Source organism: Mycobacterium sp. (genome assembly GCF_044223235.1).
Taxonomy (GTDB): Bacteria; Actinomycetota; Actinomycetes; order Mycobacteriales; family Mycobacteriaceae; genus Mycobacterium.
The window spans coordinates 41,647-64,014 of sequence record NZ_JBGAME010000002.1 but is presented as its reverse complement, the minus strand read 5'-3'; the positions used below and the strand labels follow the sequence as shown (position 1 = coordinate 64,014).

Annotated in this window: 21 protein-coding genes and 1 pseudogene; 10 read left to right on the top strand and 12 right to left on the bottom strand. The window is 68.4% G+C overall.

What is annotated here, in order from left to right:
• Positions 1 to 19: 19 nt before the first annotated feature.
• On the top strand, positions 20 to 811 hold the full coding sequence (locus tag ADBZ6K_RS03330) for an alpha/beta fold hydrolase (protein WP_526344433.1): 792 nt from the start codon (positions 20 to 22) through the stop codon (positions 809 to 811).
• Here the strand turns inward: ADBZ6K_RS03330 and ADBZ6K_RS03325 are convergent.
• The 7 genes from ADBZ6K_RS03325 to ADBZ6K_RS03295 all read right to left on the bottom strand — a co-directional run bounded on the left by ADBZ6K_RS03325 (position 767) and on the right by ADBZ6K_RS03295 (position 8,265).
• Positions 767 to 1,624, bottom strand: coding sequence for an alpha/beta fold hydrolase (locus ADBZ6K_RS03325; protein WP_526344432.1), 858 nt, complete (start codon positions 1,622 to 1,624; stop codon positions 767 to 769). The two genes, ADBZ6K_RS03330 and ADBZ6K_RS03325, sit on opposite strands and share 45 nt — an antisense overlap.
• Positions 1,625 to 1,704: 80 nt before the next feature.
• The gene (locus ADBZ6K_RS03320) at positions 1,705 to 2,070 is read right to left on the bottom strand and encodes a hypothetical protein (protein ID WP_526344431.1); all 366 of its coding nucleotides are present in this window, start codon (positions 2,068 to 2,070) and stop codon (positions 1,705 to 1,707) included.
• A gap of 98 nt (positions 2,071 to 2,168) precedes the next feature.
• Positions 2,169 to 2,972 (bottom strand): 3-hydroxyacyl-CoA dehydrogenase family protein, encoded by an 804-nt coding sequence (locus tag ADBZ6K_RS03315; protein ID WP_526344856.1) that lies wholly within the window; start codon positions 2,970 to 2,972, stop codon positions 2,169 to 2,171.
• A 28-nt stretch (positions 2,973 to 3,000) separates the two neighbouring features.
• Positions 3,001 to 3,771: an enoyl-CoA hydratase/isomerase family protein gene (locus tag ADBZ6K_RS03310; RefSeq protein ID WP_526344430.1), complete on the bottom strand. Its 771-nt coding sequence runs from the start codon at positions 3,769 to 3,771 to the stop codon at positions 3,001 to 3,003.
• Positions 3,772 to 3,782: 11 nt separating this feature from the next.
• Positions 3,783 to 4,400, bottom strand: a complete 618-nt coding sequence (locus tag ADBZ6K_RS03305; RefSeq protein ID WP_526344428.1) for a TetR/AcrR family transcriptional regulator — start codon at positions 4,398 to 4,400, stop codon at positions 3,783 to 3,785.
• A gap of 95 nt (positions 4,401 to 4,495) precedes the next feature.
• The gene (locus ADBZ6K_RS03300) at positions 4,496 to 7,315 is read right to left on the bottom strand and encodes an FAD-binding and (Fe-S)-binding domain-containing protein (RefSeq protein WP_526344427.1); all 2,820 of its coding nucleotides are present in this window, start codon (positions 7,313 to 7,315) and stop codon (positions 4,496 to 4,498) included.
• A gap of 116 nt (positions 7,316 to 7,431) precedes the next feature.
• A complete protein-coding gene (locus ADBZ6K_RS03295) occupies positions 7,432 to 8,265 on the bottom strand; it encodes a PHP domain-containing protein (protein WP_526344426.1) in 834 nt (277 codons plus the stop codon).
• Between the two features lie 157 nt (positions 8,266 to 8,422).
• Here ADBZ6K_RS03295 and ADBZ6K_RS03290 point away from each other — a divergent pair, with 157 nt between their 5' ends.
• Positions 8,423 to 9,352 carry a histone deacetylase family protein gene (locus ADBZ6K_RS03290; RefSeq protein ID WP_526344425.1) on the top strand — a complete coding sequence of 310 codons (930 nt, stop codon included), beginning with the start codon at positions 8,423 to 8,425 and terminating at the stop codon, positions 9,350 to 9,352.
• 27 nt (positions 9,353 to 9,379) lie between these two features.
• Here ADBZ6K_RS03290 and ADBZ6K_RS03285 read toward each other — a convergent pair whose 3' ends face one another.
• The 3 genes from ADBZ6K_RS03285 to ADBZ6K_RS03275 all read right to left on the bottom strand — a co-directional run bounded on the left by ADBZ6K_RS03285 (position 9,380) and on the right by ADBZ6K_RS03275 (position 13,682).
• Positions 9,380 to 10,012, bottom strand: coding sequence for a TetR/AcrR family transcriptional regulator (locus ADBZ6K_RS03285; RefSeq protein ID WP_526344424.1), 633 nt, complete (start codon positions 10,010 to 10,012; stop codon positions 9,380 to 9,382).
• A gap of 191 nt (positions 10,013 to 10,203) precedes the next feature.
• Positions 10,204 to 11,826 carry a GGDEF domain-containing protein gene (locus ADBZ6K_RS03280; RefSeq protein ID WP_526344423.1) on the bottom strand — a complete coding sequence of 541 codons (1,623 nt, stop codon included), beginning with the start codon at positions 11,824 to 11,826 and terminating at the stop codon, positions 10,204 to 10,206.
• Between the two features lie 272 nt (positions 11,827 to 12,098).
• Entirely contained in the window at positions 12,099 to 13,682 is a 1,584-nt protein-coding gene (locus tag ADBZ6K_RS03275; RefSeq protein WP_526344422.1) for a PTS transporter subunit EIIC, read from the bottom strand.
• 149 nt (positions 13,683 to 13,831) lie between these two features.
• Between ADBZ6K_RS03275 and ADBZ6K_RS03270 the strand changes: the two genes are divergently transcribed.
• The 7 genes from ADBZ6K_RS03270 to ADBZ6K_RS03240 all read left to right on the top strand — a co-directional run bounded on the left by ADBZ6K_RS03270 (position 13,832) and on the right by ADBZ6K_RS03240 (position 18,696).
• Positions 13,832 to 14,302: a PTS sugar transporter subunit IIA gene (locus ADBZ6K_RS03270; protein ID WP_526344421.1), complete on the top strand. Its 471-nt coding sequence runs from the start codon at positions 13,832 to 13,834 to the stop codon at positions 14,300 to 14,302.
• On the top strand, positions 14,302 to 15,087 hold the full coding sequence (gene nagB, locus ADBZ6K_RS03265; protein ID WP_526344419.1) for a glucosamine-6-phosphate deaminase: 786 nt from the start codon (positions 14,302 to 14,304) through the stop codon (positions 15,085 to 15,087). Before ADBZ6K_RS03270 ends, nagB begins: the two co-directional genes overlap by 1 nt.
• Positions 15,088 to 15,093: 6 nt before the next feature.
• The gene (gene nagA, locus ADBZ6K_RS03260) at positions 15,094 to 16,236 is read left to right on the top strand and encodes an N-acetylglucosamine-6-phosphate deacetylase (protein ID WP_526344418.1); all 1,143 of its coding nucleotides are present in this window, start codon (positions 15,094 to 15,096) and stop codon (positions 16,234 to 16,236) included.
• Between the two features lie 47 nt (positions 16,237 to 16,283).
• A complete protein-coding gene (locus ADBZ6K_RS03255; protein WP_526344416.1) occupies positions 16,284 to 16,667 on the top strand; it encodes a pyridoxamine 5'-phosphate oxidase family protein in 384 nt (127 codons plus the stop codon).
• A 224-nt stretch (positions 16,668 to 16,891) separates the two neighbouring features.
• Positions 16,892 to 17,461: a DUF4333 domain-containing protein gene (locus ADBZ6K_RS03250; RefSeq protein WP_526344415.1), complete on the top strand. Its 570-nt coding sequence runs from the start codon at positions 16,892 to 16,894 to the stop codon at positions 17,459 to 17,461.
• Positions 17,462 to 17,516: 55 nt separating this feature from the next.
• The gene (locus ADBZ6K_RS03245) at positions 17,517 to 18,134 is read left to right on the top strand and encodes a TetR/AcrR family transcriptional regulator (protein WP_526344414.1); all 618 of its coding nucleotides are present in this window, start codon (positions 17,517 to 17,519) and stop codon (positions 18,132 to 18,134) included.
• 274 nt (positions 18,135 to 18,408) lie between these two features.
• The gene (locus ADBZ6K_RS03240) at positions 18,409 to 18,696 is read left to right on the top strand and encodes a hypothetical protein (protein ID WP_526344413.1); all 288 of its coding nucleotides are present in this window, start codon (positions 18,409 to 18,411) and stop codon (positions 18,694 to 18,696) included.
• Positions 18,697 to 18,942: 246 nt separating this feature from the next.
• Here the strand turns inward: ADBZ6K_RS03240 and ADBZ6K_RS03235 are convergent, their stop codons facing one another.
• Together ADBZ6K_RS03235 and ADBZ6K_RS03230 are read right to left on the bottom strand one after the other, a co-directional pair.
• Complete coding sequence (locus tag ADBZ6K_RS03235) at positions 18,943 to 20,550, bottom strand: HNH endonuclease signature motif containing protein (protein WP_526344411.1); 1,608 nt, start codon at positions 20,548 to 20,550, stop codon at positions 18,943 to 18,945.
• A gap of 214 nt (positions 20,551 to 20,764) precedes the next feature.
• Positions 20,765 to 21,001: pseudogene (locus ADBZ6K_RS03230) on the bottom strand (transposase); the annotation flags it as partial.
• Between the two features lie 188 nt (positions 21,002 to 21,189).
• Between ADBZ6K_RS03230 and ADBZ6K_RS03225 the strand changes: the two are divergent.
• Positions 21,190 to 22,353: a serine hydrolase domain-containing protein gene (locus ADBZ6K_RS03225; RefSeq protein WP_526344410.1), complete on the top strand. Its 1,164-nt coding sequence runs from the start codon at positions 21,190 to 21,192 to the stop codon at positions 22,351 to 22,353.
• Positions 22,354 to 22,368: the final 15 nt, after the last annotated feature.

Below are 22,368 nucleotides of genomic sequence, written 5' to 3'. Positions count from 1 at the left end.
CGCGGGCCACGGGATACCGGTGGTGATCTCCAATGGCCTGGGCACCCCGCACGATGCCTGGCCGTCGATCAACGAGCAGACCGACCGGTACCGCGTGATGACCTGGGATCACCGCGGACTCGGCGGCTCTGACCGCCCAGCCGACGAGTCCCGCATTACCGTCGCGGACCACACCGACGACTTCTTCGCCGTGCTGGATGCGTTCGGGGTGGAGCGCGCGGTGGTGATCGGCTGGTCGCTCGGTGTCAATGTGGCATTCGAGGCGGCCCTGCGCTCACCACAGCGCATCGCCGGGGTGCTGGCGGTCGCCGGCGTGCCGGGCGGCACCTTCGAAGCGTTGCTGCATCCGCTCCCCCGGGTGCTGCGACCCCGTGCGGGCCAACTCGGAGCCCACCTCATGCGCTATCTCGGCCCGGTCCTCAACCGCATCGGCGACGGGCTGCCCGGAACCCCCGAGCGGGGGTTCGACCCACGCGGGTTGAGCACGATCGGGCTCGACCTCGTCCACGCGGACACGCTGATCCGTGTACTCCGGCGGTTCACCAACCATGACTGGCCCTGGTACTCCCGGCTGGCACGCGCGGTCGGCGACCACGCGCCGATCGACCTGAGCGCCGTTGACATGCCGGTGACCTACGTGGCGGGCACGTGGGACTCCATCACCTCGGCCGAGCGGATGCGCGCCGCCAGCGCGAACACCCCCAACAGCAGCTATGTCGAACTGCCCGCGACGCATTTCGTCCCGCTGCAGTACCCCAACCGCATGTCAGCCGAACTGGACAGGCTGGTCGAGCGCAGCCGAATCCGTTGAACGCAGGAACTCGGCGATGACGGGGCCGGTTTCGTCGGCGTAGTCCCACAGGCACTGGTGGCCCCCGCCGCGCACCCGGTAGGTGTGCGCGCCGGGTATCCGGGATGCCAGCACGGTCGCGTTCTGGGGCGGCACCAGCGTGTCCACCGTGCCGGTGATCACCAGGGTGCGCTGAGTCAGCATCGTCAACCACAGCAGGCTCGACCAGGAGGTTGCCGCGGCCATCTGCTCGGCGAACAGCCAGAGCCCGTCGCCCCAGCGGGTGCCGAACTCCTGACGCAGCACCGCGGTCCACTGCCGCATGAACCACACCGGCAGCGCTTCGGTCGGCGCCGGCCAGCCGTCGCGCAACAGCGCATTCCACCAGGCGATGGGGTTGCTCGGAACCGCACCCCAGCCACACGACGTGGAGACCAGGACCAACCGGCGCACCCGCGCGGGGGAATCGAAAGCCATCTGCTGGGCGACCATCCCGCCGAACGAATACCCGATCACATCGGCGCGGCCGATGCCCAGTTCGTCGAGCAAGTCGCGGATCAGCGACGCGAAGCCGCTCATCGTGACGACCGGCTGTGACGCGGCAGTGTCCATGAGTCCGGGTGCGTCGACCCGGATGCAGTCGAACCCGTCGAGGTGCGCCACCACGGGTTCCCACGTCGCCAGGGACATCAGGACCCCGTTGAGCAGAACCACCGGCGGTCCGCTGCCGCTGCGGCGAATGGCGAGCCGCCTGCCGCCCACGCGAACGTGCTGGTCCACTTCGACTCCGATCTCCGTGGCCGAGCCGTGCCCGACGACAGCGCCGGGCGCCATCGTATTGCACTGGGCCACAAACGCTTCGCACCGCGCGGAGGATTCCGCGTGCTTGGATTCCAGGCACGGCTGCCGCGGCGCTACGCGCCGACCGCGCCCCCGTACCACACGCCCCCGAGCACGAGCGTCGCCACGCAAAGGAACAGGGCGGCGATCGCGAACGGCCAGGCGGGTTTCCGGCGGACGAGCGCGATCGTGGTCGCGACGATCCCGACCAGCACGACCAGTCCGGCGGCGAGGACTGCGCTCACCACCGCGGTGACCGCACCGTCGACACTGCAGGTCTCAGGAGGGCAATGGTCGAGAAACGCCAGCATGAACAGGCCCATGAACGCGCCGGCGCCGCCGATGAGCACCGCTACGACCAGCACGATGATCGAGACCACCAGGTCGGCCGTCGACACCGGCGGCTTGTACGGGCGGTAGGGCCAGGCGCCCTGAGTCATGCCGGACACGGTACTGGTTCCGATTCACCCTGGTCTGCATCCGCCGAGTCAGGTGCAGCAACAGCCGTCGGCCGCGGCGGTCAGAACCGGCGGACCGGTCAGTATGTGTAGAACCCTCTGCCGGATTTGCGTCCGGTGTGCCCGCGCGCAACCAGGTCGCGCAGGATCGCCGGCGGCGCGAAGCGTGGACCGAGGGTATCCGCCAGATGTGTGGCGATATCGAGCCGCACGTCCAGGCCGACGATGTCGGTGAGCGCGAGCGGGCCGACCGGATGCTTGTAGCCCAGCCGCATCGCCGTGTCGATGTCCTCCGCCGACGCGACACCCTCCTCCAGCATCCGCATCGCCTCCAACGCGATCGCGACGCCGAGGCGCGACGTCGCGAAGCCGGGCGAATCCCGAACAGATATGGCGCGCTTGCCAAGTGCGCCAACCCACTCGACCGCCGCGACGCTCAGGCGGGGATCCGTTTTCTCGCCGGTGACGATCTCGACGAGGTCGCTGACCGGAACCGGATTGAAGAAGTGCAGGCCGATGAAGCGCTCCGGCGCCCGAAGTGCGCCCGCGAGAATGTCGATCGACAGAGACGAGGTGTTGGTCGCCAGCACGCAGTCCGCGGCGACCACCGACTCCACGGCGTTCAGTACCGTCGCCTTGAGCTCGATGTTCTCCGGGACGGCCTCGACGACGAGGGCGCAGTCCGACAGCGCGCCGAGATCGGTGGCCACCCGCAGCCTGCGTTCGACGGCGTTTCGGTCCTCGGTGACGGTGCCCCGCTCGGCGGCGGCGACGAGCGATCGCCCGATCCGGCCTGCCGCGGCCTCCGCCGCGGCGGTGTCGGTCTCCCGCACGACGACATCGCAGCCGTTGACCAGGAAGGCGTGGGCAATACCTGCGCCCATGCGGCCGCCGCCGACGACTCCGACCCGTTCAGGAAGTGTGGTCACGGCGTCTCTCCAGGAATGCGGTCATCCGATCGTACTTCTCGCCGGTCTCGAACAGCACCGCCTGAGCGACGTTGTCGATCAGCGGGTGCGCCGAGGGCGGGGCGTGGACGAGAGCCTTGGTCAGCCGGACGGCGGACGGCGACCCTGTGGCGATCCGTTCGGCGAGCCGGACCGCGCTGGCCAACAGCTCCTCGGGTTCGACGACCTCGTGCACGAGTCCGCACGCCAGCGCGGCCGCGGCGTCCAGGACCCGGCCGGCCAGCAGGATCTGCATCGTCATCGACTCGCCGACCAGCGCGGGCAGTCGCCAAGCCGCCCCGGCAGCCGCGGCGATGCCGAGGCCCACTTCTGGATTGCCGAATCGTGCTGCGCTGGAAGCGATCCTGAAGTCGGCGGCGTAGGCGAGTTCGGCGCCGCCGCCGAGTGCCCAGCCGTCGACCGCGGCGATGACGGGCATGGGGAGGTGGTGGATGCGGCGGAACACCCGTGAGTTGATGCCCGCGAGCGCGTCGTCGGCACGCCGGTCCCTCATCTCCTCGATGTCGGCTCCGGCGGCGAATACCCCGCCGGCGCCGCTGATGATCAAGATCTTGGGGGCGGTTTCCAGGTGCTCGCATACGCGGTGCAGTTCGGCCGCGGTCGCCGCGCTGATCGCATTCTTCTTCTCCGGGCGGGCCAGTTCCACATGGACGTGGCTGTCGAACTCCGCCACGTTGAGTGTTTCGAAGGAGCTCGCGACGCCGTCAACGCTCATGCCAGATCCCTTCAAACCGATTGGTACCAATGCTTTTCGGCCCCGGTAGGGTGCAGTTCGTAGTCGAGCAACCCGTCGATCCAGCGCTTACGTTGCGCCGCAGTGGGACCGGCGCTGCGTACCACGGACTGCACGGCAAGGCCGTCGAGTAGCGCGGTGATCCGTGCGGCCGACTCCGCCGGATCCCTGCACTCGAACTCGCCTGCAGCATTGCCCTCGACGATCAGGTCTCGGACCGCGGCACGCCACTCGGCGTCGATGTCCTTCATCACCTCGGCCAGCTGCTCGTCGCGCAGTGCCGCTGCCCACCCGTCGATCCACAGCCGCCAGCCGGGGGCGTCGTTGGCGGGGTAGTACAGCTTGATCACGGCCTTCAGCCGGGTCGAGGGCGCGGACTTGCGCGCGACGACCTTCCCGAGGTCGTCTAGGTCGTGCTCCATGGCGCGAGGGAACGCCGCGGCCAGCAGCGCTTCTTTGGTGTCGAAGTGATAGAAAATCAGGCCGGTGCTTACGCCCAGCGCCGAGGCGACGTCGGCAACCCGCGTCGCCGCGATGCCCCGGATGGCGATCTGATCGACCATCGCGTCGATGATCTCGTCGCGTCGGAGCAGCACGTTCTTTCGGGCCATGCGCCAAAGAGTATCGCTTCGCGAAGGGTCATCCGTGACACCACAGCGCCTGCGCGGGCACGGGTTGAACTGACCTACAGATCAGCACACAGGCGCTACCGTCGCACCAGCCGATCGGCGAACAGTTCGGCCAAGTGGCGGCCCCTGCGGTCGGTGAGGTCGGCGAGCTGGGTTCGGCAGGAGTACCCGTCGGCCAGGATCGTCGATTCGGGTGCGGCGGCGCGGACCGCGGGCAGCAGCTGCTGTTCTGCCACCGCGACGGACACCTCGTAGTGGCCCTTCTCGACGCCGAAGTTTCCCGCCAGCCCGCAACAGCCCCCGACCCGGCGCACATCGGCTCCCGCCCGCTGCAGCAGCCGGGCGTCGGGACTCCATCCCATCACCGCATGGTGATGGCAATGTGGTTGTGCGACAACGTGTTCCCCGGCCAGCGATGGCGGCTGCCAGCCGCGTTCGGTGAGCAGCTCGGCCAGTGTGCGGGTGGCGCGCGCGACGCGGTCCGCCTCTGCGGTGCCGAGCAGTTCGGCCGCATCGGACCGCAGCACGCCGGTGCAGGACGGTTCCATGGCGACGACCGGGGTGCCCCGATCGGCGGCCCCCGCAAGGGCGGAAACGGTGCGGCCCAGGATGCGGCGGGCGGCGTCGAGCTGACCCGTCGAGATCCAGGTGAGCCCGCAGCACTGCTGCCCCGGGGCGAGTGCCGGGCGGTATCCGGCGTCCTGCAGCACCCGCACAGTCGCGATGCCCACCTCCGGCGCGAAGTGATTGGTGAAGGTGTCGACGAACAACACGACCTCGTCGCCGTCGCGGAGGTTGTCGGCGTTCCCTGCAAACCACGACCGGAATGTCGTCGCCGCGAACGATGGGATGGCGCGGCGGTGGTCCACTCCCGCCGCCGCCAGGGCGGCCGGTCCGACCAGCGGCAGCCGCAGCGACGCGTTGACCAGGCGCGGTGCGATGCCGGCGAGCTTGGCCCAACGGGGCAGCCATCCCAGCGAGTAGTGCGAGGCGGGCCGCAGGCGCCTGCGGTAGCTCTGGTGGAGCACCTCCGCTTTGTAAGCAGCCATATCGACCCCGGCCGGGCAGTCGGACGCGCAGCCCTTACAGGACAGGCACAGGTCGAGCGCCTCGTGGACCTCGGGTGAACGCCAGCCGCCCGCGACCGCGGTGCCGTTGATCATCTCCTGCAGCACCCGCGCGCGGCCCCGCGTGGAGTCCTTCTCCTCCCGGGTCGCCTGGTAGGAGGGACACATCACGCCACCGCCCGCGGTGTTGTCGGCCCGGCATTTCCCGACCCCCGTGCACCGGTGCACGGCGCGGCCGAAATCGCCGCCGTCGTGGCGATAGGCGAGCGCCAGGTCCGTGCGTACCGCCGGCGCGGCGGGTATCCGCAGATCGGCATCCAGCGGGCACGGATCGACGAGGACGCCGGGGTTGAGGATGTCGGCGGGATCGAACACGTTCTTGACGGCGGCCATCAACGTCAGCGCCTGCGGCGAGTACATCACGGGAAGCAGTTCGCTTCGCGCCCGCCCGTCGCCGTGTTCACCCGACAGCGACCCGCCGTAGCCGGCGACCAGCTCAGCGGCCGCGAACAAGAACCGGCGGAAGACCGTGACACCGCCGGGTCTGTCGAGCGGAAAGTCGATGCGCACGTGCATGCAGCCGTCGCCGAAGTGGCCGTAGAGCAGTCCGGTGAGTCCGAATTCGGTCATCAGCGCGTCGAAGTCGCGCAGGTAGTCGCCCAGCCGCTGCGGGGGAACCGCGGCGTCCTCCCACCCGGCGTGGGCGGGCAGTCCGGCCGGGCTGCGCCCCGCGAGTCCGGCGCCGTCGGCCCGGATCTGCCACAGCGCGGCGGCCCGGACCGGATCCTCGACTGCGAGGGAATCGACTGCGCCGCACTCACTTCCGACTCGGGATGCGGCGGCTCGGGCCTCGTCGAAGGTGTCGCCGGTGACTTCGACGAACAACCAAGCCCCACCCGAGGGTAACGGGGGCACCGCCGAACTGCCGCGGCGCGCGCGCACGACGTCCACGATGCGCGAGTCGATACCCTCGCATGCCGTCGGCGCATGCAGGAGCACCGAGGGGGTGGCGTCACCTGCCGCTGCCATGTCGGGATAACCGAGCGCCACGAGAATCCGGTGCGCCGGTTCGGTGACGAGCCGGACTGTGGCCTCGGTGCACACCGCCAGCGTGCCTTCGCTGCCGACCAGCAGGCGCGTCACGTCGAATCCGTTCTCGGGCAACAGGTTTTCGAGCGAATATCCCGACACCTGGCGGCCGAAGCGGCCGAACTCGGTGCGGATCGTCGCCAATCCGGAACGGGTGACGGCCTCGAGCTCGGCCAGGACGGGCGACTCCCGGCGCGCCACTGGCCCGCCCACGTGGAGGTCCTCACCGGTCGCGGTGAGGACCCGAAGCGCGGCGACGTTGTCGGAGGTTCTGCCGTAGCCGAGGCTTCGCGAGCCGCACGAGTTGTTGCCGATCATCCCGCCGATCGTGCACCGGGTGTGGGTGGACGGGTCCGGCCCGAATCGCAGCCCGTATGGGGCGGCGGCACGCTGCAGCACGGCCTGGATCGCGCCCGGTTGGACGACGGCGGTCCGCGCCTCGGGGTCCACGGCCAGGACGCGGTTCATGTACCTGCTGAAGTCCACCACGACGCCGGGTCCGACGGCGTTGCCCGCGACGGAGGTGCCCGCGCCGCGTGCGGTCAGCGGCACACCCCGGTCCGCGCACACCTCGACGACCCGTGCGACCTCACCGTGATCGGCGGGGAAGACCACCGCCGCCGGGGTGACGCGGTACAGCGACGCATCGGACGAATACGCGGCCCGGCTGGTGCCGTCCGTCCGGACGTCACGAATGCCCTTGGCATGAAGGGCTTTTCCAACGGACTCGAACGCGGCCACTCACCGCATGCTACCAAGGGGATCGCCGACACCTTCGGGATCGGGCCGGCAGGTGACCTCGCCGGGCGCTTTACGACCACCAGGCAGAAGTCGGTGCGAGAACAGCCCCTGACGCCTCACCGGCGCCAGAAGTCGTACTCGTCGCGACCCGGCCGGAAACCTGCGGCCGACACCACGTCGACCGCCACGTCGAACAGCGCCCCCACCCGCAGCGGCACGTGCGCGTCGCTGCCGAAGGAGACCGCCCCGCCAGCTTCCTCGTACCACCACCGCATCAGCGTCGCCGACGCCAACGGGCTGCTGGTGTTGAGTTCGAGAACGCGGTCCGAGGCGGCCAGTGCACGAAAGACGGTGCGGTACTCCTCCTCGAAATCCGACTCTCGGTACTCACCCACCCGATCGGCAGGCCAGTACCGGCGGGGATAGTCGCAGTGGGCCAGCACCTCGAACGCATCGGAGCCCTCGACGAGCCGCACGAGTTCGGCGAAGTAGTCGCGCACCACGGCGTCTGCGGATCGGTGCGCGAAAACTTGGTTGGCGAACACCAGCCGCCCGTCGTGCACGAGCGAGTGCAGCGAGCCCAGTACCCGGTCGAACCGTCCGGAACTCAGCACGGCGGCCACGCTGCTCCGGAAATGGTGAGGTTCGCCCGCTTCGATTCCCGCCAGGATGCGCAGTCCGGGGAACCGGGCACGGCATTCGTCGATACTCGCGAAGTATCCGTCGAGGTCCAGCGCCCGCACCCGGCTGCGCCGGCCGATGGCAGCGGCGACCGACCCCGCCGGCGGCGGCCGATCCCCTGGTCCCCATGCGGTGAAATCGACGTGCTCGGTGAACGCCACGGCGGGCAGCCCGATCGCGACGGCGTGCCCGCATGTCTCGCGCATGGATGCCAGCGGACCGGTGTCCCACGAAAACTCGGAGTGCACGTGATCATCGGCGGGCAGCATCCTCCCGATCGTCGCACGCTCGGTATCCGGCCGCTTGCCTCGGCCGACCCCGGACAGCACTCTGGAAGACGAGCCGACAATCGGCTACCGTGGACCTTTGCATACAGTATTCGACTGAGTGTCCGGATGCTCGACCTGAAAAGGGGCTCTACCTCCCATGGCCACCCTGTTGCTGCATCATCCGAGCTTCGCCAACCACAAGACCGGCGCCGGGCATCCGGAACGTCCGGACCGCTATCGCGCCGTCCAGGCCGTGCTGGGCCAGCCGCAGTTCGACCCGCTGGTCCGCGAAGAAGCCGAGGTCGCCGATCTGGCGACCACCCGCTATGTACACAGCAACCGGTACGTCGACGCGCTCGAGGAAGCCCGTCCCGATGCGGGCTACGTCTACCTCGACGGTGGCGACACCGTGATGGAGCCCTCGACGTGGGAGGTTGTGCTACGTGCCGTCGGCGGGACGCTGCAGGCGATCGACAGTGTGCTCGAGGGCGAGGCGCAGAACGCCTTCGTCGCCTGCCGCCCACCGGGCCATCACGCCGAGACCGAGCGGGCGATGGGGTTCTGCCTGTTCAACAACATCGGCATCGGGGCGCGCCACGCCCAGAAGACCCACGGCCTGGAGCGCGTGGCCATCGTCGATTTCGACGTGCATCACGGAAACGGCACGCAGGAGATCTTCTACTCCGATCCGAGCGTGCTCTACGCCTCCACCCATCAGATGCCGCTGTTCCCCGGCACCGGCGCCGTGCGCGAGACCGGTGTCGGCAACATCTTCAACGCGCCGCTGTCAGCCGGCGACGCGGGCCCCGAACTGCGCGAGGCGTTCGAGGACCGCATCCTCCCCGCGCTCGATGCGTTCAGCCCCGAGCTGATCATCGTTTCCGCGGGCTTCGACGCGCACGAACGCGATCCGCTGGGGTCGCTGAACATGACAGCCGACGATTTCGGCTGGGTGACCCGTGAGTTGATGAAGGCGGCGGAGCAGCACTGCCAGGGCAAGCTCGTGGCGGTCCTCGAGGGGGGCTACGACCTGCAGGGTCTCACGGATTCGGTCAGCGCCCATGTCGGTGAGCTGATGAAGGGCTGACCCAGCGCCCTGCCCGCGTTGCCGGAGTTATCCGGCCCCGTCCTCGGCTTCTCGTCGCAACTGGCCATGGCGGATCAACGCGCTCACGGCATGCTCCCAGCGCTGCAACTGCGCCGGGGTGGTGAGCGGCTCGGGGAGGTGACGTTCGATCTGCGTGCGCAGCATGAACACGACAAGGGCCAGCAGGATCGGGTTGAGCGCGCCCCACGTGACGTCGAGATCGGACCGGGCGATCTCCAGCCGCATGAGCGTCTCCCACCGGGCGCGACCCCGGTCAGCGAGGTTGTCGAAGACGATCGATCCGAACTCGCTCCCCTCGATGAGCGCTCGGCTGAGATAGCCGATGACGTCGGGATGGTCGGCCATCAGGGCGATGACGTGGTTGCCGAAGTCACCGACCGGGTCGGCCACCGGATGCGCATCCGGTCCGGGCAACTGCGAGCGGAGCACCGCCAGGACGTGATTGTCCACGGCTTCGATGAGCCGTGCCTTGGTGCCGAAGTGGTGTTGAACACGGCCGACGGATACTCCGGCCGCGGCGGCGACGGCACGCAAGGAGGTGCCTACGGCCCCCTGCGCGGCGAATTCGCGCAACGCGACGTCGCGGATGTGCTCGGCGCTCGACGGTCGGGCCCGCGCAGAGGACGGCCCGGTACTCACGTCACCACGCTAGACACCCGCCGCAATTCGCACGCGACAGAGGAGTCGGCGATACAGTTGTATCGTCGCTGGCGTTCTGCGCCGCCGGACGCACTCCGGTCGCGAGTGATCGAGCTTGGCCAAGCGAGGGGTGGCCATAGACGCGCCCGCGGAGTGCGGGCGCCGGCGACGCCGCCCTCAAGTGGCCGTCCTCACGTGGCCCCCGCCTCCGCCGGCCCCGCCCCGGTCCGCACCGTCAGGCAGTACCGGGTGAGAACGCGGACGTGCGGTTCGATCGCGGCAAGGTCGACATATCCATTCGGGGATTCCTTGTCGGAGTAAACCGCCAGCAGAAAACCGCGGTCCCCATCGAAACCTCCGACCGCAAGTACCGCCCGGTGGCCCAGCCGTTCGAGCAGTGCGGTCTCCGCCGGATCCGAACCCCACAACTCCCGCGCCGCGATGAACGCGCTGCCGTCGGCAATGGCCATGGCCGTCGCCGGATAGTCGGCGAGTAGACGGGCGGGCACACCGCCCGCACCCTCGCCTGAACCCTCGCCTGAACCCTCGCCTGAACCCTCGCCTGAACCACTGTGCCGGCGCAGCACCGTACCGCCTTCGGCTGTCACCCACACCGACCACGCCGCGGCGTCGATCGCGTGATGAACCTGCGCGGCCAGCATCTCCAGGGCCGACACCACCGTCGGGCCGGGGAGCTCATCGAGGAGCTGGACGACGCGCGGAACGAGTCGATCCGCGGCCCGCCGCGCGGTCCTGGAGGTGGCGTGGCGATGGCCCGGATCCCGAGAGGATCCCACCGGCCCGGCCACGCCGGTGCTGAAGCGCCCGAATCCGAGGCGTTTGGCCTCCAGCAACGCCGCGTCCGCCGCCACGATCAGCTCGGGCCCCGACCGGCCGTTGCCGCCGGACGACGACGCGCCCCAACTCAGGGTGAGGTCGGCCGACCCCGACAGGCGCCGAACCTCGCTGCCAGCCCGGCGGGCGAACTGCTCCGCATCGGCGAGTGTCGAGTCGGGCAACACGATGCAGAACTCGTCGCCGCCGACCCGAGCGACCATGGACCCCGGGGTCGAGGACGCGACACCGGAGAGCACCCCGGCGACGCGTCGCAACATCGCGTCCCCGGCGGGATGACCGTCTCGGTCGTTGACCTCCTTGAATCCGTCCAGGTCGCAGACCAACAGCACAGGTCGGGTCGCGGCCCAGTCCCCCGCGCCGAACCGCTGATCCAGCGCCCGCCGGTTGGCCAGACCCGTCAGGGGGTCCTGGTAGGCGTACCGCCAGACGGTGCTCAGGAGCTCGGACCTGCTGATCGCCTGCGCGACGTGCGCGGCGATGGCCTGCAGCAACTGCACGTCGTCGGGACCGAAACGGCGTCCGTCGACCCCGGTCACCCAGAGCTCACCCCACATGACGTCGTCGTACATCACCGGCACCGCCAACTCGCTCTCCTTGCCGAGCTGGTTCAGCCACGCGATGTCGGAGGCTGTGATTCCCGGGGCGTCGACCGCATTGAGATAGGGACGGCCGTGCTGCAGCAGTCGCGCGACGTGCGCGTCACCGGTCACCGGATAGAACTCGTGGTCGGGCCAGCGCTCCTCGCCGGGACTGAGCTCGCCGACGTTGATCAGGGTGCGCAGCACGTCGCCCGTCCTCTCCCAGCGGGAGATGGACACCGACGCGGCGCCAAGCGCGATCAGGGCCTGTTCAGCGACGCCTTCGAGAACCTCGTCGAAGTAGTTGGCGTTCAACACCACCTGGGAGATGCGCAGCAGCGCACGGAGTACGGGGAGATCGACGGATTCCGGATCCACGTGGAATGACGACTCCTGACTCGCCCACCGGGGTTCCACAACACCCATCGGAACGGCGACAGACCACCGATTCCCCGGTTCCCAGCCCGGCATACTCCCCCACAAACCAACCGATCAGCTCACGGGCCTGAGCCTACCGGGTGTCATACGGGCGCGACGCCGACCAACGGTGAGGGTGGACATCCGACCGGAGCACGGGATGGACTGGCCGGTGATTGCGCTGCAGTTCAACATCTTTCGCGCGCGCAGCAGTACGTCCACGCCCAACCCGGCTAGAGGACGTCCTTGATATCGTTCTTCAGCGCCTCGGCCTGCGTCCCGAACACCGCCTGGACGTTGTTGCCCACCTCGATGACGCCGGCGGCGCCGAGCGCCTTCAGGCGGGCCTGATCCACCTTGCTCTTGTCGGCGACCTCCATGCGCAACCGGGTGATGCAGGCATCGACGTTCACAAGGTTCTCGCGCCCGCCGAATGCGGCGATGAGCTGTTCGGCCTTGCTGTCGGTGGCGGCAGGCGCGGCCACGGTCTGCACCGCCGCGCCCGAACCGGTGGAGGTGCCGATCGCGGCCGCGCCTTCGGTATCGGTGAGGTTGGCGGCCTGGTCGGCGTCGAACTCCTCCTCGGGCTCCCGCCCGGGGGTCCGCATATTCCACTTCGTGATGGCGAACCGGAACATCAGGTAGTAGACGACGAAGAACACCAGGCCCATGACGACGAGCAGCGGGATGTTCTTCGCGGCGGGAGCGGTGCCGTACAGCAGCAGGTCGATCAGGCCCGCGGAGAACGAGAACCCGAGGTGGATGTCCAGCAGATAGGCGATGGCCAGGGACAGGCCCGTCAGCAGGGCATGGATCACGTAGAGCGGGAACGCCACGAACATGAACGCGAACTCGAGCGGTTCGGTGACGCCGGTGAGGAAGGCGGTGAGTGCAGCGGCCGACAGAATGCCCACCGCGATCTTGCGCTGGCGCTTGTTCGCGACGTGGATCATCGCCAGGGCGGCGGCGGGCAGGCCGAACATCAGGATCGGGTAGAACCCGGAGGTGAGGATCCCCGCCGTCGGGTCACCCGCAGCGAACCGGGTGAGCTCACCTGTCACGACGTTGCCGTCGGGGGTCTGATAGTCGCCGTAGATGAACCACACGTAGGAGTTGAGGATGTGGTGCAGGCCGACCGGAATGAGCATGCGGTTGGCGAAACCGTAGACGAACGCGCCCACCGCGCCTGCGCCGCCGATGAACCGGCCCAGCCCCGTCAGCCCGGCGTCGAAGATCGGATAGAAGTAACTCATTCCGAACGCAATCACCAAGCACGCCAGTGAAACAACGATCGGGACGAATCGGCGCCCGCCGAAGAAGCCTAGGTAAGCGGGCAGTTTGATGGTGTGATACCTGTCGAACAGCGCGGCGGTCACCAGCCCGACGACGATCCCGGCAAATACGCTGTAGTTGATCTGCGCCTGCTCGCCCGCCTTGTCGACCTCGCCGGCGAGCACAACCGGCGACATCGTCTTGAAGACGGCGTCCATCACGAGATAGCCGACGACCGCGGCCAACGCGGTTGAGCCGTCGGCCTTCTTGGCGAACCCGATCGCGACACCGACAGCAAAGAGCAAGGGCAGATTGGTGAACAGCGCGCCACCCGCGGCGCTCATGGCGTGGAAGAACGGTCCGATCACCGGCGCGTCGATGCGGCCCAGCAGGTCGTCCTGCCCCAGCCGCAGCAGGATGCCCGCCGCGGGCAGGACTGCGATGGGAAGCATGAGGCTCTTGCCAAGTCGCTGCAATTGCGCGAACCCGGGGATGTGAAGTCCCGATTTCTGCTTTGTCCCTTGCGATTTCGCCATATCGCTCATCCCCGTGACCTCCATCTGGTGCGGAGTGCCGCCTCGGTCGAAGCTGAGCGAAAAGCTTAGACCCTGACCGGGCGGCTGAGACCGGCTTTCCGGCACGCGAACCGACTTCGACTCCCTATCCTTGGACGCACCGGACAAAGGAGTCGAATGTGAGCATCACGTCAGTCCTCGCACCCGTGCAGGGGCGCGCCGTTCCGCTACAGGACGTGCCCGACCCCGTATTCGCCCAGGGGATGGTCGGATACGGCGCCGCGATCGACCCGCCGCGCGGTGTGGTTGACGTCGTCGCCCCCGTCAGCGGCAAACTGCTCAAGCTCATGCCGCACGCCTACGTCATCATGACCCCCGACAATGTGGGCATCCTGGTCCATCTCGGGTTGGACACCGTCGCGCTCAACGGCGAGGGCTTCACCACCCACGTCAGCCAGGGCGACGAGGTCACTGCCGGCCAGGTGGTCATCACCTACGACGTGCCGGCCATCGAAGCCAAGGGCCTCAATCCGATTGTCCCCGTGGTGGTCATGGACGAACGGGAATCCGACAACGTCACGCCGTCCGCCGCGGTGAGTGCGGGCTCCCCGATTGCCGCACGCGATCCCCTCTTCACGGCCAACAGGTAATGGAAGTCGTCATCCCCGCGGATGCGGCGGCGTGCGGTGCGATAGCGGCCGACGCCATCGCGGGTCTGCTCGACCGTAAACCCGCCGCGGTGCTTGGACTGGCAACCGGATCGTCCCCGCTGGCGATCTACGACGAGTTGGCCGCCCGCTGTGACGCCGGGCTGATCTCGTTTCGGCAGGCCCGCGGTTTCACCCTCGACGAATACGTCGGGCTGCCCGCCGACCATCCCGAGCGGTACCGCAACGTCATCGACACCGTGTTCGTCTCGCGTGTCGATTTCGCGCCCGGCGCGGTGCACGGTCCCGACGGCCTGGCCGCGGACATCCCGGCCGCATGCGCCGCGTACGAGGAGGCCATCGGCCAGGCCGGCGGCATCGACCTGCAGATCCTGGGGATCGGCACCGATGGGCATATCGGCTTCAACGAGCCGGGATCGTCGCTGGCCTCACGCACACGCATCAAGACACTCACCCGGCAGACGCGGATCGACAATGCCAGGTTCTTCGGCGGCGACGTCGACCTGGTTCCCACCCACTGCCTGACGCAGGGCCTGGGGACCATCATGGCGGCCCGGCATGTGGTGCTGGTCGCGTCGGGCCGCAGCAAGGCCGAAGCCGTGCACCAGTTGGTGGAGGGCCCGGTCAGCGCGATGTGGCCCGCGACGATCCTGCAACACCATCCGCACGCGACGGTGCTGCTCGACGACGCCGCGGCCAGCCGGCTTCAGCTCGTGGACTACTACCGCGAGACCTACCTGTCCAAACCCGAGTGGCAGGGCATCTGATCCGTCATGATGCTCACCGCCGACACGGTGCTCACCGGCCGAGAGTTGTTGCGGCCGGGATGGATCGAGGTGTCCGGCACGAAGGTGTGCGCCGTCGGCGCCGGCCCGCCGGCGCGTGCGGTGGACCGCGCGCTCGGCGCGGTGACCGTGGTGCCGGGGTTCATCGACACCCATGTGCACGGCGGCGGCGGCGCAGGCTTTTCCACCGCGACCACAGCAGAGACGTCCACGGCGGTGGCGCTGCACCTGCGGCACGGCACCACCACCCTGATCGCCTCCCTGGTCACCGCCGCTCCCGCCGAGTTGCTCCGTGAGGTTTCCGCCCTTGCCGACGACGTGCATGCCGGCCTGATCGCGGGGATCCATCTGGAGGGGCCGTGGCTGGCCGCCGAACGGTGCGGCGCGCACGATCCGACCTTGCTGCGCGACCCCGATCCCGGCGAAGTCGACCGGGTGCTGGCAGCGGGCGACGGCACGATTCGCATGGTGACCGTGGCCCCGGAACGAACGGGTGGTCTGGCGGCGATCGAGCGGATCGTCGGCGCCGGTGTCGTCGCCGCCGTCGGCCACACCGAGGCGACCTATCAGCAGACGCGCGCGGCCATCGCGGCGGGCGCGACCGTGGCCACGCACCTGTTCAACGCGATGCGCCCGATCCACCATCGCGAGCCGGGCCCGGTGGTAGCCCTGCTCGACGACGACCGGGTGACCGTCGAACTCATCACCGACGGCGTGCACGTCGACGCCGCACTGTATCGGCACGTCAACCGCAGTGCCGGGGCCGACCGGGTGTCGCTGATGACCGATGCGATAGCCGCGGCGGGCATGGCCGACGGAACCTACCGACTGGGGCCCCTCGGGGTGGACGTGGTCAGCGGGAGGGCACATATCGCGGGTACCCAGACCATCGCGGGTAGCACGGTGACGATGGACCGGGTGTTCGGGTTCGCCGTCGCCAACAGTGAACTGCCGCGCGACGAAGCCCTGCTGCTGGCGGTCCGCCAGTCGTCGATGAACCCGGCCCGCGCGCTGGGTCTGCCGTGCCCCGCACTTGCCGACGGCGCCACGGCCGACCTGGTGGTGCTGGACACCGACCTCGGGGTCACCGGCGTGATGGCAGGCGGGGCGTGGGCGGTGGAGCCCGGTTAGACGGTCGGCGACACCGCCCGGGCAATGCGGCGCAGTAGCATGCGAAGGTGGCGCACGACGTCGACTTCGAGGATGTCCGGCGGATGATCGGCCAGTTCGGGCCGCGCGCGACCCTGGTCACGGTGGCCGAGGACCTGCGCCCGCACGTCGTCACCGCGATTGTCGGCGTCGACGCCGGCCATCTGGTCGCGGACGTCGGATCCCGCACTCGATCGAATGTGGTGTACCGGCCGGCGCTGACACTGGTGTGGCATCCGCATGGCGACGGCGAGTACCAGTTGATCCTCGACGGTACCGCCGAGCACGTCGGTGAACCGGACGAAGGTCAGGTCAGCACGCTACGGATCGCCGTTGTCGGCGGCATTCTGCACCGCCTCGCCGGGTTGCCCACCGGTGCGCCCAGCTGCCGGTCGCTGGCGGCCGACGCCTGACGTCGCGCAGGCACACCGGCGTGGACATCCTCGCCACCGTTCGTCGATGACATTGGGCCGCAACGGCTCCGCCCTTGTCCGAATCCCGCTTGAGCCCGGCTTTCCGGCGTGAGCGGGGCTCTTTCGGCACCGCCTCGCAGTCTCTTAAGACATCCGTCTTTACATGAGACTCCTGTCTCATTATGCTTCACTCATCCAATACCCAACCGGACTCAAGGAACAAGATGAACCACACCGAGGTGACGACAGCTGCGCCATTGCGCATCGGCGCCCGCCGCCTTCTTCGGCGGCTCCCGGCGGTGCTGCTGCTGGCCCCCGCCATCGCGGCCTGCCAGTTCACCGCATCGGCGGACACGCTCGACTACGGGATCGTCGAGAGGGCGATCGCCGACGAGCTCAACTCCAGCTATGCCTCGATGTCACAACATGTGTCCTCGGTCGACTGCCCGCGGTCGGCAGAACCGCCCCAGGCTGGAGACAGCTTCGTGTGCACGGCGGATGTCGACGGAAAAGCGGTGCGCGTCGAGGTGGTCGTGACCGATGCCGATTACAACGTCACCTTCAGCACCCTCGATGCCCTTTTCGACCTGGAGGGCACATCGCAGACCCTGACCGATCAGCTCACGGACCACTACGGGTTCGATGTGTCGGTGACCTGTGGCGAGGGCATCGAAGTGGTGGCGATCGGGCAGTCGATCGATTGCACCGCCGTTGACCCGCAAGGCGATACCCGTACGGTGCGGCTCACCGCGGGCCCGGTCGGCGAGAGCGACCATTGGGAGGTCATCGACTGACAGCGGAGCGCCGCACCGCGCTTTTACGCCGTAAGCGACACATATGATTGATTCAATGCTCAACGAAGTACCCGGGCGGCCCAACCAGAAGAGCCGCACCCGGAAGGATCTACTCGAGGCCGCTTCACGACTGATGAAGCAGGGCCGCAGGATCACGGTCGAGGACGTCGCCGAAGAAGCCCTCGTCTCCCGGTCAACGGCGTACCGCTACTTCCCCAGCATCGAATCGCTGCTCGTCGAGGCGCCGATCGACGGGGCCGTCCCCGATCCCGAGGACTTGTTCAGCGGAATGTCGTCGGACGATCCCGTCGAACGCCTGGAGCGGGTGGATGCCGCGCTCTACGAGATGATCTCGGCGAACGAACCCGCATTGCGGCTGATGCTGTCCCACACCATTCCCCGAGACGTCACCGGCGAGCACGGCCGCGGTGTGCCGCCCCGGCAGAACCGCAGGACCGCCCTGATCGAGGCCGCGCTCGCGCCGAGCCGCGACCAGTTCCGTCCTGCCGCCCTCAAATCGCTGACCAAGGCGCTTGCGTTGGTCATCGGGACCGAGGCGATGGTCGTGTTCAAGGACGTCCTGCAGATCGATGACGCCGAAGCCCGCAAGGTACGCCGGTGGGCGATCCGGGCCATGGTCGACGCCGCAAGGAGACCGGACTCCACGGACTGACCCTCGGCCTTCGGATCAGGCCGACGCAAGCCCGTGATCCGGTGTGGCCCAGCCGCCAAACTCGCGTGGGTCACCCCCGCCGGCGCCGCGCACAGCGACCGTGCCGCAGCCATCGATTACCTGGCGTCGATCGTGCGGGCGGCAGGGACGTTCGGTTCTGGTTCGGCGAATGGGTGGTCGCCATCCTGCGAGAGCGCGGCCTGTTCGCCGGACGCCAAAACGGAGCGGCACCACAACGAACGGCACGGGTGGTGAGGATGACACGTTGAGCCCGATGGAAGCTACCGATTCCGACGAGTTGCGGAACGACGACGGTGACGAAGTGGTTGATCCGCCCGAGCAGTGGAGCGGCGTCGATCAGTTCGGTATGTCCGCCGACGAAGAGCGTCAGGGCGCGCCGCTGGACCAACGACTCGCCGAAGAAGAGCCCGACGTGATGCCCGCCGACATCGATCCGCGGGACCCTGACGATGGGGCCGTTGACGACGAGGCGATTGTGGGTAGCGATGCGGCGCCCGACGATCCTGGGACCCACCGCGGTCAGGTTGACGGTGCACCCTAGGACGGCGAATCACTGTTCCCGGTTGTCGAGTAGCGATGTTCGAATCCCGCTCGCCCGCCCGACCGCGCCCATCTCGGTGAGGAATTCGCTCCGTGGTAGCGGCGGTTCCGGCCGGCGGCCCGCCCGCGCACGGTCGGCCGTCCCGTGCGGTGCGGTTCCGGTCAGCGAGGCCGAGCGGTGGCCCGCCGGTCAGCTGTGCCGGTCGACCGGAACAGTGGCTTATGGTCATCGTCGCGTGGATTGTGTTCATCCACTGTCGTATTCGTCCACTTCTTCTTTCTGGTTGCCGTTGTCCTCCTCGCCGTCTTCGTTCTGCTCGTCCTCCTCGTTGTCCTCCTCGTTGTCCTCCTCGTTGTCGTGGTCGTTGCCGTTGCCGTTGCCGTTGCCGTTGCCGTTGCCGTTGCCGTTGTCGTTGTCGTTGTCGTGGTCGTTGTCGTGGTCGTTGTCGTTGTGGTTGCCGAGTGCGAGGAGGCGTTCGGGGTGGTGGAGGTGGTTGATGCGGTGTTGGCCGGTGTCGAGGTCGGCGGGTGGGCGCCATTCGATGAGGCCGTCGTCGCGGGTGTGGGTGGTCCAGTCGGTGGTTTCGATGAGCCGGTTGTCGGGGCCGCAGGCCAGGGTGAGTTCGTCTATGTTGGTCTGTCCCTCGTTGTTGTTGTGTCCCTGGGATGCCCAGCCGTTGACGTGGTGGACCTGGCAGTAGTAGCCGCCGGTGGTGCAGCCGGGTTTGGTGCAGCCGCGGTCGCGGGCCAGGAGCACGATGCGTTGCCCGGGCGTCGCTAGCCGTTTGGCGCGGCCCAGGTAGAGCGGGATGTGGCGGTGGTTGTCGAAGACCGCCAGGTAGTGGTGGGCGTGGCTGGCCAGCCGGATCACCTCGGCCATGGGTAGCAGGGTGCCGGCGGCGGTGAGCGCGTGGCCGGACTGCCCGGCGGGGCGCAGTGTCCCGCTGGCCGCGGTTTCCAGCTCGGCCAGGGTGGTGGTGACGATGATGGTGGCGGGTAGCCCGTGGTGCTGGCCGAGTTGTCCCGAGGCGAGCAGGGCACGGCCCATGGCGGTCAGCGCGTCGTGGTGGCGTTGGGCGGGGCTGCGGGTGTCGCGGCGGACCTGTTCGGCGGTGGGTTGTCCGTCGATGGTGGGGGTGGGGTCGTCGGGGTTGGCCCTGCCGGGGGCGGCCAGTGTGGCGAACACGGCTTCCAGGGTGGCGCGCGCCTGGGGGTCGAGCAGCCCGGTCAGGGTGCTCATCCCGTCGGCGCCTTGGCGGTGCAGGGTCAGGTGGCGGCGCCGGGCCCGGTCGCGGTCGTCGGGTAGGGCGCCGTCGGGGTCGAGCAGCGCGGCCAGCCGGTGGGCGGCGTGGCGCAGCCCTTCGGGGCGCTGCCCGGCGGCCACGGCGGCCAGGGTGGCCTCGGCGGCCTGGCGGGTCTCATGGTCCACGGCGGCGGGCAGGTCGGTGAAGAACCGCCGGATGATCGCGACGTGTTCGGCGTTGATCTGCCCGTCGGCCTGGGCGGCGGCGGTGGCCGCCAACCGCGGCGCCAACAGCTGCCCAGTCAGGGCGCGCCGCGGGCCCAGCTCCTCGGCGCCGGCCAACCGGCGCCGCGCCTCACTGGCGGAGATCCGCAGCCGCTCGGCCAGCACATCGGCCATATTCTTGGCACCCAACGCGATCGGGGACGCCTGCGCGACCAGCCGCGCCACCAACCCATGCTCCAGCGCGGGTAACCGGCGGCGCAGCGTCTCGAGGTCGTCAAGCACCCCCAACACCTCACGGTCAGACAACGCCTCGGCATTCACCCCGGCCAGCAGGTCCATACCCGCGCGCAACTGCGCGACCGCGGTAACGGCACTGCCCGAATCCATGTATCGAACACTAGTTCGAGGGTCCGACATCTATTTTGGGAGAGTTGGCGTCCTGTTGTGGGTTGCCATCCGCAGTCGGGACCGCAGAAGTCCTCGGGCCATGGCGCGGGGACCCCGTGCCCGTCGTGCCAGCCGGTGTGACCGGTGTCGGCGAGCTGGTCGAGGTAGGCGCGGGTCAACCGCGGGCCGAATTCGTCTGTGATGCTTGGGTTTATCATGCTGCGTGCTCCAGTTCGGGCAGGCCGTTGGTGGCCGGTGGTGTGGGTGCGGGTTCGTAGTTGCCGGTGGCAGCGGCGCGGGCCAGGACGTCGAGTCAAAGATAGCGACGTCCTTCAGCCCATTCGTGATGCTGTTCGGCCAGGACAGCTCCAACGAGGCGGATGAGGGCATCGCGGCCGGGGAAGATGCCGACAACGTCTGCGCATCTGCGGATTTCGCGGTTTAGGCATTCATTTATCCGGCGTTCGGGGCCGTGGCCAGCCCGGTGGTGCTCAGGTTCATCTGTTGAGGCGGTGGAGATGGTCGGCAAGGGCGAGGGCGACTCGATCGTGGCGGGCTGCTTCGTCCGTCCATCCGCGGTTTTCGGCGTCGGCCTTGAGGGTGTGGATGTCGGTGAGCTGGCCAGTCTAGGCTGACGCGATGTTCACTCGACGCATGATTGCGCTGCGACGTCGATCGGTGCTCGCGGTGTCGGGAGCGGTGCTATTTGCGCTGGCTGGATGCGCATCCCCGGTCTCGGCAACTCCAGACGATACGGCGACCGCCACCGCCGGTGCCGCGATCGACGCGCGGACAGCATCCCGACTCGATGACGCCATCGGCCGGGCCATGGCGGAGGCATCGATCCCCGGGGCGATCATCGGCATCTGGAGCCCAACGGGAGACTATGTACGGACGTTCGGCGTCGCCGACAAGTCGACGAGCTCCCCAATGCAAACCGACTTTCACAGCCGCATCGGCAGCGTGACAAAGACATTCACCGTCACCGCGATGTTGCAGCTGGTCGATCAGGGCAAGCTCCGACTCGACGATCCGATCGCGAAGTACATTCCCGGCGTACCTTCCGGCGACCGGATAACGCTGCGGGAGCTAGCCCAAATGTCCAGTGGTTTAGTCACTTTTGACGATGTCGCGGAGTTCGCGGACGCCTACACCGCCGACCCGCATCAGACCTTCACGCCCGAGCAGACGGTCGGCTATGCCCTCCAGCAGCCGCTGCAGTTCGAGCCGGGAACCCAGTACCAATACTCGAACACCAACACCGTTCTTCTCGGCCTGGTGGTCGAGCAGCAGAGCGGCCAAAGCCTGCCGGACTACCTCAACGAACACGTTCTGCGCCCGTTGGCGTTGGCACACACCAGCTTTCCCACCACTGCGGCGTTCCCCCAACCTCACCCCCAGGGCTACACGACACTCGACGGGCGCGAGCAAGTGGCCACCGACTGGAACCCGTCCTGGGCTTGGGGCGCGGGAAACATGGTCTCGACGCTCGAGGACATGCGGATCTGGGCGGCTGCACTGGCCACCGGAACGCTGCTCACACCCCCAACCCAGCGAGAGCGCCTCGAGTCCACCGTGCCGATGAACCCCGAGGGCACCGCTGTCTACGGTTTGGGCCTGTTCAACAGCGGCGGATGGATCGGGCACAGCGGCGTCATCTTCGGCTACCAGACGGTCGCACTGCACCTCCCCCAGAATCAGACCACGTTGGTGTTCTTCATCAACACCGATGTACCCCATCAGGCCAGCACGATCCTGGCGCAGGCGATCACCGGCGTCATCACCCCGGACCACATGTACTGACGAGCTAGCGTTGAC

Bases quoted from the DNA above. Each gene is read 5' to 3' on its own strand.
- ADBZ6K_RS03325 (WP_526344432.1), bottom strand. From the start codon at position 1,624: ATGGCGCCCGGCGCTGTCGTCGGGCACGGCTCGGCCACGGAGATCGGA.
- ADBZ6K_RS03320 (WP_526344431.1), bottom strand. From the start codon at position 2,070: ATGACTCAGGGCGCCTGGCCCTACCGCCCGTACAAGCCGCCGGTGTCG.
- ADBZ6K_RS03315 (WP_526344856.1), bottom strand. From the start codon at position 2,972: ATGGGCGCAGGTATTGCCCACGCCTTCCTGGTCAACGGCTGCGATGTC.
- ADBZ6K_RS03310 (WP_526344430.1), bottom strand. From the start codon at position 3,771: ATGAGCGTTGACGGCGTCGCGAGCTCCTTCGAAACACTCAACGTGGCG.
- ADBZ6K_RS03305 (WP_526344428.1), bottom strand. From the start codon at position 4,400: ATGGCCCGAAAGAACGTGCTGCTCCGACGCGACGAGATCATCGACGCG.
- ADBZ6K_RS03295 (WP_526344426.1), bottom strand. From the start codon at position 8,265: ATGCTGCCCGCCGATGATCACGTGCACTCCGAGTTTTCGTGGGACACC.
- ADBZ6K_RS03290 (WP_526344425.1), top strand. From the start codon at position 8,423: ATGGCCACCCTGTTGCTGCATCATCCGAGCTTCGCCAACCACAAGACC.
- ADBZ6K_RS03275 (WP_526344422.1), bottom strand. From the start codon at position 13,682: ATGAGCGATATGGCGAAATCGCAAGGGACAAAGCAGAAATCGGGACTT.
- nagB (WP_526344419.1), top strand. From the start codon at position 14,302: ATGGAAGTCGTCATCCCCGCGGATGCGGCGGCGTGCGGTGCGATAGCG.
- nagA (WP_526344418.1), top strand. From the start codon at position 15,094: ATGATGCTCACCGCCGACACGGTGCTCACCGGCCGAGAGTTGTTGCGG.
- ADBZ6K_RS03250 (WP_526344415.1), top strand. From the start codon at position 16,892: ATGAACCACACCGAGGTGACGACAGCTGCGCCATTGCGCATCGGCGCC.
- ADBZ6K_RS03245 (WP_526344414.1), top strand. From the start codon at position 17,517: ATGCTCAACGAAGTACCCGGGCGGCCCAACCAGAAGAGCCGCACCCGG.
- ADBZ6K_RS03240 (WP_526344413.1), top strand. From the start codon at position 18,409: ATGGAAGCTACCGATTCCGACGAGTTGCGGAACGACGACGGTGACGAA.
- ADBZ6K_RS03235 (WP_526344411.1), bottom strand. From the start codon at position 20,550: ATGGATTCGGGCAGTGCCGTTACCGCGGTCGCGCAGTTGCGCGCGGGT.
- ADBZ6K_RS03225 (WP_526344410.1), top strand. From the start codon at position 21,190: ATGTTCACTCGACGCATGATTGCGCTGCGACGTCGATCGGTGCTCGCG.